Source organism: Hyphomonas oceanitis SCH89 (assembly GCF_000685295.1).
GTDB lineage: Bacteria > Pseudomonadota > Alphaproteobacteria > Caulobacterales > Hyphomonadaceae > Hyphomonas > Hyphomonas oceanitis.
Window position 1 is genome coordinate 179,614 of sequence record NZ_ARYL01000003.1, and the last position, 14,171, is coordinate 193,784.

A 14,171-nucleotide genomic window follows, 5' to 3' on the forward strand; every position below is an offset into this window, starting at 1 on the left:
GGCGGAACCTATTTGCGTGTTGCCTTGCCGGTGACCGTCACCTTGACCGCATCCTTCACCCATTGGGCATTCGGATCGGACGTCTGGCCAAGATCGAGTTCCTTGCGGTCGAACGTTGCTTCGCCGTTAAGCGTCGCCACATCGCCATCGATATCGAGCGTGAAGGCGAGAGGCGTGCTGACGCTGCGCTGTTTGAGCTCCAATGTGGCAGTCGCGGTATAGCCCGTATCGGTCTTGGCGAAGTCTGACAGGCGGACCGTGGCGGCGGGATAGGTCTTCACGTCAAACCATTCCGGGGCACGCAGGCTGTCATTATAGAGCTTCTTGGGCGTAGAAGCCGTTCCCGTCTGGACCGTGACAAGGACGGCAGAATTGGCCAGATCGTCGGGATAGAAGGCCACATCGGCTGTCCAGTCCTTGAACGTGCCGGTGAAGTCATTGCCGTCATGGACGCCAGCAAAACTGATTTCGGAGGCGTCGTAGTCGACAGTCCAGTTCGCCTCGATTGCGGCAGGCGCTGCGGCTTGTGCTTCACCTTCCGCAGCAGGCGGTTGTGGCGCCGGGGAAGTACCGGAGGATCGGCCAATCAGCGGCGCAGCGGCAATCAGCGCGAACAGGAGCGCCGAGCCACCGAAGGCAACAAGGAAACCGCGCGCTGGCGGTTGCGGCGGGGCCGTTCTACCGAACAGGCCGGGGATCATGCGCTTCAGAACGCCTTCCTCGCCGGAGAATTCATGCTTGATCGCGCCAGCTACGTGCAGGACGAGCAGGCCGATAATAACCCATGCGCCTTTTGAGTGGAGGGTTTCGAGTATCGCGTGGACGATTTCGTTGCCACGCAGGCCACCGAGGAAAGGAATGTTGGGCCAGCTGACCGTGCCGAAGAGAACGGTCGGAACCTGGAATTTCGAGGTCGAGACCAGGGCCCAGCCGAGCAGGGGCATGGCGATTATCAGGACATAGAGGCCCATGTGAACATAGTGCGATGCCGTCTTCTCGAGTGGCTTCATGTCCGCCGGGAGGGGCGGCGGCGGATTCATCACGCGCCATGCCACACGCGCAACGGAGAGGATGAGGATCGAGATCCCGATCGACTTATGCAGCTGGTAGCGTGTTTCATTCTCTTCCATGTTCCAGCCGAGCCAGATCATGAAGAGGATGAGTATCGCGATCGCCCAGTGAAGGGCGATCGCGACGGCTGTGTAACGTGATGTATTTGTAGCGGACATGAAGTCGGGTTGTTCCTTATTCGGCCGGAGCGCCGACTTCGGCGAACTCGGCTTCGATGACGATTTCGACTTCGTCGCCGACATAAGGCGTGCCAGCCGACAGGCCGAATTCCGAGCGTGTCAGTGTGCCCGTGGCGGAGAAGCCGATATGGTCTTCTTCAGGCGCCCAAGGGAAGTTGGCGACGCCGTTGTACTTCACGTCGAGTGTCACGGGCTTGGTCACGCCGAGGAAGGTCAGGTCGCCGGTCACGGTGCCGGTGTCAGGGCCTGTTGTGGTGATATCGGTGGACTTGAACGTGATCTCCGGGAACGCGCCGGCATTGTAATAGTCAGGGCTCTGGCTGAGTTCTTCGTCGAACGAGTTGTACGGGCTGTCGGGGTGACCGGCCTTGAAGTCGCCAGGATAATCGGTTTCGACAGATGTCGGGTCGATCGTGGCGGTCAGCGACGTGGCAGACGCATCATCGGAATTGAAATCCAGCGTGGCGTCAAAATTCGTGAAGCGGGCTGTGTAGTTCGACAGACCCATGTGCTTCACGCGCCAGGTCAGAGATGCGTGTGTGGGGTCGAGCTTGTAGGTGGCTGTTTTGCCGTATTTCACTTCGGCAGCGGGTGCCTCGGCTGGTGCAGCGGTTGGTGTCGCTTCGACGGGAGCGGCGGCAGGTGTTTCAGCCGTTTCGGCTGGGGTCGAGGCTGGGCCGCTGCACGCAACGAGCGCGATGGCGGATACGGAGGCTAGAAAAAGGCGCATGGGGATAACTCCTGATGGCTGAAAATTGCAGAACGGTAATTCTGGACTGCACTTGGACCTTGGCCGTAGGCGCGGTAACTGCTTATCGCGAATAACATCTATTCACAATCCGGAGACACCCCAGATGGCCTATGATGCGCCTCTCGACGAAATGGCTTTCACCCTTGAAGCTGTTGCAGGCTTGAAGCGCCTAGAGGGCCTTGCCGGGCTGGAGGCCTATGACCCGGAACTGCTTGCGCCAATCCTGGACGAAGCAGCCAAACTCGCGCGCGACGTGCTGGCACCGCTGAACCAGACTGGCGATTCGCAAGGCGCGACGCTCACAGAGGACGGCGTAAAGTCGGCGCCGGGCTTTGCCGAGGCGTATGCGGCGTTTCGCGATGGCGGCTGGATGGGCCTGACTGCGCCGGAAGAATGGGGCGGGCAAGGCCTGCCAAAAGCCCTATCGCTGGCGGTGATGGAGATGTTCCACGGCGCGAACATGGCGTTCGGCCTTTGCCCGCTGTTGAGCTTTGGCGCGATCGAGGCGCTGCTGGCGCATGGGACGGATGAGTTGAAAGCGGCCTATTTGCCAAATCTCGTCTCCGGCACATGGACCGGCACGATGAACCTGACCGAGCCACAGGCGGGCAGCGATGTCGGCGCCCTGAAGACGAAGGCCGCGCCGCAGGACGATGGCAGCTATGCGATCAGCGGCCAGAAAATCTACATCACGTGGGGCGACCATGACGTGGCCGAGAATATCGTCCACCTCGTTCTGGCGCGCCTGCCGGATGCACCTGCGGGATCGCGCGGCGTCTCTCTATTCCTCGTGCCCAAGTTCCTGCTCAAGGAAGATGGTACGCCGGGCACGCGCAATGGCGTCAAATGTATCGGCCTTGAGAAGAAGATGGGCATCCATGCCTCGCCGACCTGCGTTATGGAATACGACAATGCCAAGGGCTGGCTGATTGGCGAGGAAAACAAGGGGCTCGCTTGCATGTTCACGATGATGAACGCGGCGCGCCTGAATGTCGGCCTGCAGGGCGTGGCGGTGGGCGAAGCGGCCTACCAGACGGCCTTCGCCTACGCGCAGGAGCGCAAGCAGGGCATGATCAAGGGCGTCGATGGCCCGGTGCCGATCCTGCATCATGCCGATGTGCGCCGCACGCTGACCACGATGCGCGCCCACGTCGCGGCGGCGCGGTCCATCTGTTATGCCTGCGCAGTGGCGGCGGACCTTGCCGAATCTGCGGCAGACGCGGAAACGCGTCACGCTGCCAAGCTGCGCGAAGACCTGCTGACGCCGATTGCCAAGGCGTGGTCATCCGACATGGGTGTCGAAGTGGCCAGCATGGGCGTGCAGGTGCATGGCGGCATGGGCTTCATGAACGAGACGCTCGCGGCGCAGCTTTACCGCGATGCGCGGATTGCGCCGATCTATGAAGGCACGAACGGCATTCAGGCAATTGACCTTGTCGGGCGCAAGCTGAGCGGGACGAATGGCGAGTCGATGCGAGTGATGCTGGGCGAGGTCGAGGCTTCGGCAGCAGCGGCGCGGGCGACGAATGACCCGCAGCTTGTGCAGATCGCTGACCGGCTGAAGGCGGGCGCCGATGCGCTGCGCACGGCCAGCGACTGGATGCTGGAGCAGATGAAGAGCCGCGATCAGGACAAGGCGCTGGCCGGTGCGACGGCCTATCTGGAACTCGCAGGCGATGTGATCGGCGGGCACTTCCTGACCAAGGCGGCCGTGGCAGCCCGCACCAGCGACGGCGCAGCGCGGGCGCGGCGACTGGCACTGGCGGGCTTCTTTGCCGAGACAGCGCTGGCAGCGGCGCCCGGCAAGGTGGCCAGCATTACCGAAGGTGGCAGCCGCTTCCTGGAGAATAGCGAAGCGCTGTTCGGGGTCTGATTGCCGGCTCAGGCCTTCAGTTTCGGCAGGACAGCAAGGCAGAGCAGCGAGCCGCACGATACGGCGGCGGCAATCGCGGCGAGCGGCGTAATGCCGAGCGTCACGAAGGGCGCCGCAGCGGCGGTGCCAATGGCGGTCGTCATCAGGATTGCCAGAAGGACAAGCGCGGCGCCACGGGCGTCATCGCCGCCGGATGCAACAATCGCGCGGTAGAATCCGGGCGGCCCCCGAAAGCCGAGCCCGGCGTTGACGGGCGCAAACAGGATGGCGAGCGCGATTGGGTCGCTGCCGCCGAGCAGGCCATAGACCAGCAGTGATACAACGCCCGCTGCCGATAGGGCCGTGCCGAACCAGATCATTGGTTCAGCGCCGAACCTGTCGACGAGGCGACCGGAAAGGTTTGAGGCGATGATGAAGACCGCAATGCCTGCGACCTGCATGATGATGAAATCATTCAGCGTGCCGCCGAGACCTTTCGTGATCATGGCCGGTGCCCCGAACACGAAGATGAGCAGGCCGCCGAGCGTGAAGGCCTGGCTGAGAGCATAGCGCAGGAACACGGGGTTCACGGCGAGGCGGAGATAGCCGCCAGCGCCCGGCGTCGGGTCTGGCGCGGGCAGGCGGTGACGCAGGACGCCGACCAAAGCTGCGACGACGACGCTGAGGACGCCGATCACGATGAACGAGCTTTTCCAGCCAAAGGCGACGAGCAGCCAGACGCCGACCACTGGCGCGAGCGCCGGGACGAGGGATTCGACGCTGCCCATGAAGCCGAGGGCCCGGACGGCGCGCGCCTCGCTGAACATGGCGCGGATCATGCCCGGCGCGAAGACTGCTGCGGCCGAGCCTGTGAGCCCTTGAAGGAAGCGCAAGCCCACCAGAACGGTCAGGGAATGGGCAAGGATGCACCCCAGCGAGATCAGGGCGTAGGCCATGAACGACCAGACAAGCAGGTTACGCTGGTCGAAATGCGCACCGAGTTCGCCGTAAAGGATGAGCCCGACGCAGCCGCCCGCCACGAAAGCGGCCAGCACCAGCTGGGCCATGGCCTGGCTGCCGCCGAGCGTATCGGGAAGCGTTGGGATTGCCGGCAGGATAAGGTCTGTTCCGGCAATGCCGAGCGTCGTGCCCAGAATGAGCAGCGCAAACGCCAAGGCAGGCGCGGACGGGGGGGCGGGCGTTTGAGACATGGGAGCGGGCATATGGCCGGAATCGCCCAGCGTGTCGACATCAGGTTGCGAGGGGCCGGGCCTGCCTATATGACGGGCGAAACCGCCGCAGGAGGCATCATTCGGCCATGGCGTGGACCAAGACATATTCCGGCAGTGAGCCGATGCGCGTCAACAAGTGGCTGGCGACCGAGGGCGTATGCTCGCGGCGCGAGGCCGATGCGCTGATCGAGAAGGGCCTCGTCAAGATCAATGGCGAAGTACTGACCGAGGCTGGCTACAAGATCGAGGACGGGCAGACGCTCAGCCTGACTGAGAAGGCGGCGCGGCGGCTGGATAACCAGCTGTCGCTGATGTTCCACAAGCCGATCGGCATTGTGTCGGGCACGCCTGAGCCGGGTGAGATACCCGCTGTACGCCTAATCAATGAGCAAAGCCTGTCGGGCCGGGCACATGCCATTCCCGGGCGCAACAACAAGCTGGCGCCGCTGGGCCGTCTGGACAAGGATTCGCGCGGCCTGCTGATCATGTCCGAAGATGGCGTGCTGGCGAAGGCGCTGATCGGTCCGGAAAGCAAGCTGGAGAAGGAATACCACGTCAAAGTGCGCGGAGACGTGACGGAGGAAAAGCTGAAGCTGCTGCGCCACGGGTTGGAGCTGGATGGACGCCAATTGCGACCGGCAGCGGTCACGGTCATCAAGGGCAATGAGCTGAAATTCCTGCTACGCGAGGGCCGTAATCGGCAAATCCGACGGATGTGCGACCTGGTGGACCTGCGCGTGCTGGACCTTATGCGGGTGCGGATCGGGCCGCTATCGCTCGCCGGGCTACCGGAGGGCAAGTGGCGCCCGATCAGTGCGCGGGAACGCGATGAGCTGCTGCGCTGGGAAGCCAAGGGCTTTTCGGCTGAGCCGACGGCGCCCGTGATCGCTGAACCGGTGCGGCGCCCGGCGCCGGCTGGCAAGCGACCACCCGCCGGGGGCAAACGTCCGGCCGGACCCGGCAAGAAGCCGCTGGGCAAGCCGCGTAGCGATGCGCCGCCCTCGTCCAAGCCGAAGCCCAATGAGCCGAAGTTCAAGCGGACGAAACTGACGCCTCGCAAACGGACGCCGATAAAATGAGAGACCTCGTCATCGTGATGGGTGTCGCAGGCAGCGGCAAGACCACGGTGGGCGCCGGACTGGCAGAGGCGGCAGGTTGGCCCTTTGTCGAGGCGGATGCGTTTCACCCGGATGCCAATCGTGAGAAGATGGCGTCGGGGACACCGCTGACAGATGAAGACCGCGCCGGCTGGATCAGCGCTATCACTGCACATGTGGCGCAGAGCGACGCGCCGCGCATGGTGCTGGCCTGTTCAGCGCTGACGCGGTTCGTGCAGGCGCGCCTGGTGCGCGATAGCGGGCGTGTATGCCGCTTTGTCTGGCTGGATGTGCCAGCGGACGCCTTGCGGGCGCGCATGGCGTCGCGGGCAGGGCATTTCATGCCGGTGAGCCTGCTGGATAGCCAGCTGGCGGCGCTGGATGTGCCTGATAGCGCAGAGCGGATAAATGCCATGCGCCCGGTGAGCGAGCTAGTTCAGATGCTACAGGAAGCCTTGCCGTCGCCTGACCCAGCGTGATGGCTCGACGCATGGCAAGCTTGGCATATGCTGGGTCATGGACGGATTTCAGACAAAAACACCGAAGCGGCCCAATCTCGACTATCCGCACGGCGATGTGCGGCCCGGGCTGGCCGAAGCGATTAAAGTCGCGCCGGGGATTGAATGGGTCAGCATGCCGCTGCCTTTTTCGCTCAAATTCATCAACCTTTGGCTGATCGATGATGGCGACAGCTGGACGATTGTCGACACAGGCATGCCGCTGAAGGAAACGCGCGATGCGTGGAAGGCTCTGCTCGATACGCGCGTTACACCGGAGAAGCCGCTTAAGCGTGTGATGGTAACCCATATGCACCCGGACCATGTCGGTTGTGCGGGCTGGCTCTGCTATAAATATGGCGCCGAGCTGTGGATGAGCCGGCTGGAATATACGACGTGCCGCATGCTGGTGTCGGACACGGGGCGCGAGGCACCGCAGGCGGGAATCGACTTCTATCGCCGGGCGGGCTGGAACGATGCCCAGATTGACAATTACAAGGAACGGTTCGGCGGCTTTGGCCGCGGTGTCAGCCAGATGCCTGATTCCTTTCGTAGGCTGGCGGATGGCGACACGTTGCAGATGGCCGGCGAGACGTGGGAAGTGGTCATGGGAAATGGCCACTCACCGGAGCATTCGTGTCTGTATTCCCCGGCGCTGAGCGTGGTGATCTCGGGCGACCAGCTGCTGCCGCGCATATCATCCAATGTGTCAGTGCACCCGACGGAGCCGGAGGCCGATCCGCTGCTGGACTGGATGATGAGCTGCGAGAAGCTGCTGGCGCACTTGCCGGAGAATGTGCTGGTTCTGCCAGCGCACAATGAGCCTTTCCGGGGCGCGCATGCGCGGTTGCGCCACTTGATTGACGGGCATGAGACGGCGCTCTCGCGCCTTAAGGGCCGGATGCATAAGGGGCCTTTGACCGTGATGGACACGTTCACGAGTCTTTTCGGCCGGGCCATACAGCCTGACGAAGTTGGCATGGCGAGCGGCGAGGCCATTGCCCACCTGAACTGCATGATTCATCGCGGCGAAGTTGTCCGGATTGCTGGCGAAGACGGCGTTGATCGCTACGCCCTAGCCTGACACCTGCTGCTGAAGCCCTTGTCATGACGGGCAATTTGCAGTGCCGGAACAGTTTACACCTTCGCAAGAGAAGCGTGTTTCGTCTAAGTAGATTCCTGAGAGACACAGATCAGGTGAGGCCTCAATGGCAGACGACGGCGAAAAGGCCCACTCCGTGGATGAGGACGAATCCCTAACTTTCGGCCAGAAGGTTAAGCGGGAACTCCACGAATGGGCGGTCACGCTCGCAGTCTTCATTCCGGTCTTCATGATTTTCTCGGGCCTGCTGTATGAGCAACGGGTTATCCCGTCCGAGAGCATGGTGCCGACGCTGCAGGTCAGTGACCGCGTGGCCGTGTCCAAGTTTGCCTATGGCTATGACCGGTACTCATTGCCGTTCAGCCTTGGCCGTTACCTGCCTATTCCAGAGGGGCGGATTTTTGCCCGTACGCCCAAACGCGGCGATGTCGTGGTGTTCGAACACCCGCATACGGCGCGTGTGATGATAAAGCGCGTGATCGGCCTGCCGGGCGATCGGATCCAGATGATCGGCGAGACCGTCTACATCAACGGCAATCCCATCGACAGCGAGTTTATTCGCACTGTGCGCTATGTGCCCCATGGACGGAGCCGTGCCGTGACCGCGTATGAATGGCGCGAGACGGCGGAAGATGGAACGTCCTGGCTGACGCACCGTCAGGAAAAGGGTGATCGGGGCGACAATACGGTCCTGTTCGTTGTTCCGGAGGGGCACCTGTTCCTGATGGGCGACAACCGGGACAATTCGCTCGATAGCCGGTTCCTGTCGGGCCATTGTCCACCGATTGATGGCGTAGTGGACCGTGTTGGCTGTCCGCTCAGCGTTGAATCTGACCAGGCATCCGTTGGTTTCGTGCCGATGGACCACTTGGTCGGACGGGCCGAAACGGTGATCATGTCGCTTTATCGCTGCAAGTTCGAAGACAGCGAGCCTTGCAAGAAACGCGTGTGGCGCGGGCTGTAGGCTTGCATTCATCAACAGGTTGCCGCGCGAGCGGGCGATTGACGCCTTGCCGCATGCCGCCACCACCGCTAGTGGCAATTCCTAGACCGGGCTCGCGGGGCCCTGAGCAGGTTTGAAGACAGGCTGATTGGCGATGCCAGATACGACATCGACAGAAACCCGGCGCGGCCCGATCGTGGTCTCGCGCCATGGCCGGCCACAGCTTGACCGGACAGCTGGCCCGCGTCTTGGATGGCGCGATTACAAGGATTGGTGGGCTCGCTACGAGGAAAGCCCTCTGCGCGACGACCAGAATGCGCCGGAAGTCCTGAAAGGCCTTGTTGCCGATTCCACACTCGTGTTTGCATCGGCGCGTATCCGGGCACAGCAGACGGCTGAACGCGCGGCGCCTCATATGGCGGCTGTGCATGACCCGGTTTTCAATGAGGCGCCATTGCCGCCGCCGCGCCTTGTGGGCGTGAAATACCTTCCCAAGACATGGAATATCCTTGCGCGCGCAGCCTGGCTGAGCGGCCATGCGCTGGATGGCGAGAGCGTTTCGGAAGCGCGTGTGCGGGCGGCTGAAGCCGCCGCGAAACTGCATGCTGCGTCTGAAGGGCAAAAAGTCTACCTGGCCGCGCATGGCTGGTTCAATCGCATGCTGCGGCCGGAGTTGAAGAAGCTCGGCTGGCGCTGTGTGCACGATGGCGGTGACAGTTACTGGAGCCATCGCATCTACGAATACACCGGCAAGTAACCGCTTAGGTGGTTGTGGAGCCCATGTGAGCGCTCTAGAGTCACCCAATATGACCAACGGGCAGAACACTATGGCTGATGCAAAAGACAAATCCGTCGAGAAGATGAGCTTTGAGGACGCACTCGCCGAGCTGGAAGGTATTGTCAAACAGCTGGAAGCCGGTGAAGTCGAGCTGGAAAAATCCATCGCTATTTATGAGCGCGGTGCGGCGCTGAAGGCGCATTGCGAATCGCGCCTCAAATCGGCCGAGCTTAAAGTTGAGCAGATCGTCCAGGGCGCAGGCGGCGTTACGACCGAGCCTGCAAGCTTTGACTAGGGCCGATGCACCTATGGGGGATGAGGCTGACTTCGAGCTGCGCCTGAAGGAGGTTGCCGACAAGGTGACCGTCGCGCTTGACCAGCTGATCCCGCCTGCCAGCGGACCGGAAGCGGACCTTATGCGAGCCATGCGCCATGCCGCGCTCGCCAATGGCAAGCGGATGCGCCCCTTCTTCCTGCTGGAAACCGGCGCCATGTTTGAAGCGCCGGAAAAGACCCTGCTGCGCACAGCTGCCGCGCTTGAGTGCATCCATACATATTCGCTGGTGCATGATGACCTGCCCTGCATGGACAATGATGATTTCCGGCGGGGGCAGCCGACAGTGCACAAGGCCTTCAACGAGGCGACTGCTGTGCTGGCCGGTGATGGCCTGCTGACGCTGGCTTTCAAGATTCTGGCGTCTGCCGAAACCCACGATGATGCCTCTGTTCGCGTGATGCTGATCGAAAGGCTTGCGGATGCCGCAGGCGCGCGGGGTATGGTGGGCGGCCAGATGATCGACATGCTGGAAGAAGACAGCCCGCGCGACCTGAATACGATTACGCGGATGCAGCGGCTGAAAACGGGTGCGCTTATCTCCTACGCCACGGAAGCGGCGGGGATTATCGGTCGGGCACGGGAACTGGAGCGCAACGCGCTGGCCGGATTCTCGAATGATCTTGGTCTCGCCTACCAGATTGCAGATGATTTGCTGGATGCGACGGGCGATGAAACCGCCGTTGGCAAGCCGCTTCGGACCGACGAAATTGCCGGAAAAGCGAATTTTGTGACCCTTCTGGGGGTGGACGGCGCCCGACAGAGAGTGCGGCTACTCGCCGCTCAAGCGAAGGAACACCTCGCAATATTTCGTAATAAGGCCGATATTCTGCTGCAATCCGTTGATTTTGTACTGGATAGAACACGTTAAGTAAGGCGTGCCATAGTATAAACACTTACAATACGTCTTAAGACAGACTGCGACTATTCAAGGGTCCACAGAAAGATGACCGAACTCAGCCCGAACCGGCTTCTCGACGCGATCAATTCGCCCGACGACCTGAAAGGCCGGTCGCGGGCGGAACTGAAGCAGATTGCGCAAGAGGTCCGTGAGGAAGTCATTGATGTTGTGTCGGTGACGGGTGGGCACCTTGGGTCCGGGCTTGGCGTGGTTGAGCTGACCGTGGCGATCCATGCCGTGTTCGATGCGCCAGACGACAAGCTGATCTTCGATGTTGGTCACCAGTGCTACCCCCACAAGATCCTGACGGGACGGCGCGACCGTATGCGCTCACTGCGTCAGGGCGGTGGTCTCTCCGGTTTCACCAAACGCGACGAGAGCGAGTATGACCCGTTCGGCGCGGCGCATGCTTCGACCTCGATTTCGGCGGGCTTCGGCTTTGCCAAGGCGCGCGACCTGCAAGGCAAGGACAATGACGTCATCTGTGTGATTGGCGACGGCGCCATGACCGCCGGCATGGCTTATGAAGCGATGAACAATGCCGGCGCCGACAAGTCGCGCCTGATCGTGATTCTCAACGATAATGACATGTCGATTGCCCCGCCGGTTGGCGCGATGAGCAATTACCTGTCGAAGCTGGTTTCGTCGCGGCCTTATCGGGGCCTGCGCAAGATCGCGAAGAAGATGGTGAGCCCAATGGGGCTGGAGTCGCCGGCGCGACGCGCAGAGGAATACCTGCGCGGCTTTGCCATGGGCGGCACCATGTTCGAGGAACTGGGCTTCTATTATATTGGGCCGATTGATGGGCATGACCTCGATACGCTGATCCCGATTCTCGAGAACGTGAAGGCGATGCGCGAGGGGCCGATCCTGATCCATGCAGTCACGCAGAAGGGCAAGGGCTATAGCCATGCCGAGAAGTCGGCCGACAAGTATCATGGCGTGTCGAAGTTTTCGGTCATTACGGGCGAACAGGCCAAGGCCAAGCCAAAGGCGCCAGCCTATCAGAAAGTGTTTGGCCAGACGCTGACCAAACTGGCCGAGACCGATCCCAAGATTTGCACCATTACGGCGGCGATGCCTTCGGGCACCAGCACGGATATTTTCGAGAAGTCGTTCCCTGAGCGCAGCTTCGATGTGGGCATTGCCGAGCAGCACGCGGTGACATTTGCCGCTGGCCTTGCGGCGGATGGAATGCGCCCGTTCTGCGCGATCTATTCGACCTTCCTGCAGCGCGGCTATGACCAGGTGGTCCACGATGTGGCGATCCAGCGTTTGCCGGTCCGCTTTGCGATCGACCGCGCTGGCCTTGTCGGCGCTGACGGCCCTACGCATGCGGGCAGTTTCGATATAGGCTTTATGGGCGCCCTGCCTGGCATGGTCTGCATGGCCGCCGCTGATGAGGCTGAGCTTGCGCGTATGGTCGTGACAGCTGCGCAGATTGATGATCGACCGAGCGCTTTCCGCTACCCACGCGGCGAGGGTACGGGTGTTGCGATCCCGGACATGCTTCTGCCGCTGGAAATTGGCAAAGGGCGTATCCTGCGCGAAGGCACGACGATTGCGCTGCTTTCCTATGGTACGCGTCTGCAGGAAGCACTCAAGGCGGCCGAAATGCTTTCGGCGCAGGGCTTGTCCGTGACGGTTGCGGATGCACGCTTTGCCAAGCCTCTGGATACTGACCTTGTCGAGCGGCTTGCGAAGAATCATGAAGTGCTGATTACGCTGGAAGAGGGCTCGACGGGTGGCTTTGGCAGCTTCGTTCTGGAGCACCTGGCCCGCGTTGGCGCGCTGGATCGTGGTCTGCGCATTCGGCCGATGACGCTGCCGGATGAATTCCAGAACCATGATACGCCTGACGCCATGTACGAGGAAGCAGGCCTGACGGCGCGTCATATCGCGGCCCGTGCCATCGAAGCGCTGGGACGCGGAGACCTTGCAGAAATAGACCGTCTCGCTCGCGCTTAGCAGACATGACGGAAATGCAATTTGTTCGGCGAGTCTGACCCGGAGTAGGGTGCCTGCATGACTCCCAAACTGATTCCTCTTCGCGCACTTGTTGTGGCTGTCTTCCTGGCAGGCTGTGCCACTGCGCCTCCCGCTGACATGGGCCCGGCCTTTGATGTCGCAATGTCGGAAGCTAAATCCGACTCAAATCCCTATGAGGCCGACAAGACGCTGACCACCCTTCTGGAGCGTAGTGACCTTTCGACTGATCAGCGCGCCCGCGCGCTTTATGCCCGCGGTAGCCTTCGTCGGCAGGCAAGCGATGACCGCCCCGGTGCGGTGAAGGATTTCGAGGCGATGCTGAAGCTGGCGCCTGATCATCCGCTGGCACCGAATGCGAAAGAAGAACTGGCTTTTGCCGAAGCTGATGTCGAGACGGTCGAGGCCGGACTCAAGCGCATGCTGACCCTGTCCCAGTGGTTCGACAGCAAATGGGTGCTCGGCGAACATGACGAGGCGGCAGCGCGCTATCGCAAATCTGGGATCAGCCCGAATGAAGCGCAGGTTAGCAAGCTGAAAGCCGCCGGCTATCTTTGCGAAGATGAGGATGGCGGCGCGCCCGTCTACACGGTGGGCGATACGCGACCGGATCTTGAAAACACGTATTGGTGTGGTAGCGGGGCGCCTGAAAAATCGGCGCAATCGTAAGAAACACACTTTCTCCACAATGCCGCCCTGTCTCCGCTCGCCTTGGGCGGTTAGGGAAGGTCATCACACGCCAACAGACTGTCCCCATGGAGCCCGACACATGATCCGTATTTCCCTCCTCGCCGCAGCTTCGGCTCTCATGCTGGCGGGTTGCGCTTCGGCCCCCGAAACGGCGAAGGTGCCCGGCGGCATCGACGTAGAAGCATCCAGCACGGCGCCTGATAGCGCTTTTGAACTCGCCATGCAGACGGTCGAGAACCTCGTTGATGCCGGCAACACCCAGGCTGCAGTGGACCGTCTCACCCAACTGCTGGGCAGCCCGACGCTGACGAAGGATGAATATGCCGAGGCGCTGTTCCGTCGCGGTGAGATCCGTTTTGGGCCGGGAGGCTATGACGCTGTCGGTGCGGTCGAGGATTTCGAAGAGATTGTTGATTCCTATAGCGATACGGAATGGTACACGGCGGCTGTTCCGATGCTGGATTCCGCGCGCGGCAAGGTGACGACGCTGGAAACCCAGCTTGCCCAGCCCGAGACAAGCAAGATGCAGAAGTTCAATTTCCTGATGGAACTTGGCATGCATCAGGATGCGATTGACCTTATGATCGCGAATGACCTGCTGCCGAGCAATGAAGCCCTGATCGCCATGTATGACATCGGCTATCTCTGTGAGGGAGACGAACTCACGGGCCGGAGTTATGAAGCTGTGGAGGCTGATGGCACGACACGCGAATTGCGGTTCTGCGACTTCGGCAAATAAGTTCTGGCGACAATATTGC

General features: G+C 61.5%; 14 protein-coding genes. 11 read left to right on the forward strand and 3 right to left on the reverse strand.

Translation table 11 applies throughout. The features are described 5' to 3' along the window. Positions 1-8: 8 nt before the first annotated feature. Together HOC_RS03675 and HOC_RS03680 are read right to left on the reverse strand one after the other, a co-directional pair. Positions 9-1,229: a cytochrome b/b6 domain-containing protein gene (locus HOC_RS03675; RefSeq protein WP_035535916.1), complete on the reverse strand. Its 1,221-nt coding sequence runs from the start codon at positions 1,227-1,229 to the stop codon at positions 9-11. Positions 1,230-1,245: 16 nt separating this feature from the next. After that, positions 1,246-1,980, reverse strand: coding sequence for a YceI family protein (locus HOC_RS03680; RefSeq protein WP_035535917.1), 735 nt, complete (start codon positions 1,978-1,980; stop codon positions 1,246-1,248). Positions 1,981-2,104: 124 nt separating this feature from the next. On the opposite strand from HOC_RS03680, the gene HOC_RS03685 reads away from it, so the two are divergent. Then, positions 2,105-3,874, forward strand: coding sequence for an acyl-CoA dehydrogenase family protein (locus HOC_RS03685; protein WP_035535918.1), 1,770 nt, complete (start codon positions 2,105-2,107; stop codon positions 3,872-3,874). Between the two features lie 8 nt (positions 3,875-3,882). Here HOC_RS03685 and HOC_RS03690 read toward each other — a convergent pair whose 3' ends face one another. Further along, complete coding sequence (locus tag HOC_RS03690; RefSeq protein WP_035535919.1) at positions 3,883-5,064, reverse strand: MFS transporter; 1,182 nt, start codon at positions 5,062-5,064, stop codon at positions 3,883-3,885. 107 nt (positions 5,065-5,171) lie between these two features. Here HOC_RS03690 and HOC_RS03695 point away from each other — a divergent pair, with 107 nt between their 5' ends. The 10 genes from HOC_RS03695 (at position 5,172) to HOC_RS03740 (ending at position 14,152) form a co-directional block, all read left to right on the forward strand. Next, positions 5,172-6,164, forward strand: a complete 993-nt coding sequence (locus HOC_RS03695; RefSeq protein WP_084146116.1) for a pseudouridine synthase — start codon at positions 5,172-5,174, stop codon at positions 6,162-6,164. Then, on the forward strand, positions 6,161-6,661 hold the full coding sequence (locus HOC_RS03700) for a gluconokinase (RefSeq protein ID WP_035535920.1): 501 nt from the start codon (positions 6,161-6,163) through the stop codon (positions 6,659-6,661). The genes HOC_RS03695 and HOC_RS03700 overlap by 4 nt, the downstream gene beginning before the upstream one ends. Positions 6,662-6,698: 37 nt before the next feature. After that, positions 6,699-7,763 (forward strand): MBL fold metallo-hydrolase, encoded by a 1,065-nt coding sequence (locus HOC_RS03705; RefSeq protein WP_035535921.1) that lies wholly within the window; start codon positions 6,699-6,701, stop codon positions 7,761-7,763. A gap of 124 nt (positions 7,764-7,887) precedes the next feature. Next, positions 7,888-8,745, forward strand: a complete 858-nt coding sequence (lepB, locus tag HOC_RS03710; RefSeq protein WP_051624492.1) for a signal peptidase I — start codon at positions 7,888-7,890, stop codon at positions 8,743-8,745. 133 nt (positions 8,746-8,878) lie between these two features. Further along, on the forward strand, positions 8,879-9,481 hold the full coding sequence (locus tag HOC_RS03715; protein ID WP_035535922.1) for a histidine phosphatase family protein: 603 nt from the start codon (positions 8,879-8,881) through the stop codon (positions 9,479-9,481). Between the two features lie 70 nt (positions 9,482-9,551). Continuing rightward, positions 9,552-9,797, forward strand: coding sequence for an exodeoxyribonuclease VII small subunit (locus HOC_RS03720; RefSeq protein WP_156950366.1), 246 nt, complete (start codon positions 9,552-9,554; stop codon positions 9,795-9,797). A 13-nt stretch (positions 9,798-9,810) separates the two neighbouring features. Continuing rightward, the gene (locus HOC_RS03725; RefSeq protein ID WP_035535924.1) at positions 9,811-10,707 is read left to right on the forward strand and encodes a polyprenyl synthetase family protein; all 897 of its coding nucleotides are present in this window, start codon (positions 9,811-9,813) and stop codon (positions 10,705-10,707) included. Positions 10,708-10,782: 75 nt separating this feature from the next. Beyond that, entirely contained in the window at positions 10,783-12,705 is a 1,923-nt protein-coding gene (gene dxs / locus HOC_RS03730; RefSeq protein WP_035535925.1) for a 1-deoxy-D-xylulose-5-phosphate synthase, read from the forward strand. 57 nt (positions 12,706-12,762) lie between these two features. Continuing rightward, positions 12,763-13,392 carry a hypothetical protein gene (locus tag HOC_RS03735; protein ID WP_035535926.1) on the forward strand — a complete coding sequence of 210 codons (630 nt, stop codon included), beginning with the start codon at positions 12,763-12,765 and terminating at the stop codon, positions 13,390-13,392. 100 nt (positions 13,393-13,492) lie between these two features. Then, positions 13,493-14,152, forward strand: coding sequence for a hypothetical protein (locus HOC_RS03740; RefSeq protein WP_035535927.1), 660 nt, complete (start codon positions 13,493-13,495; stop codon positions 14,150-14,152). The last annotated feature ends 19 nt before the right edge of the window (positions 14,153-14,171 follow it).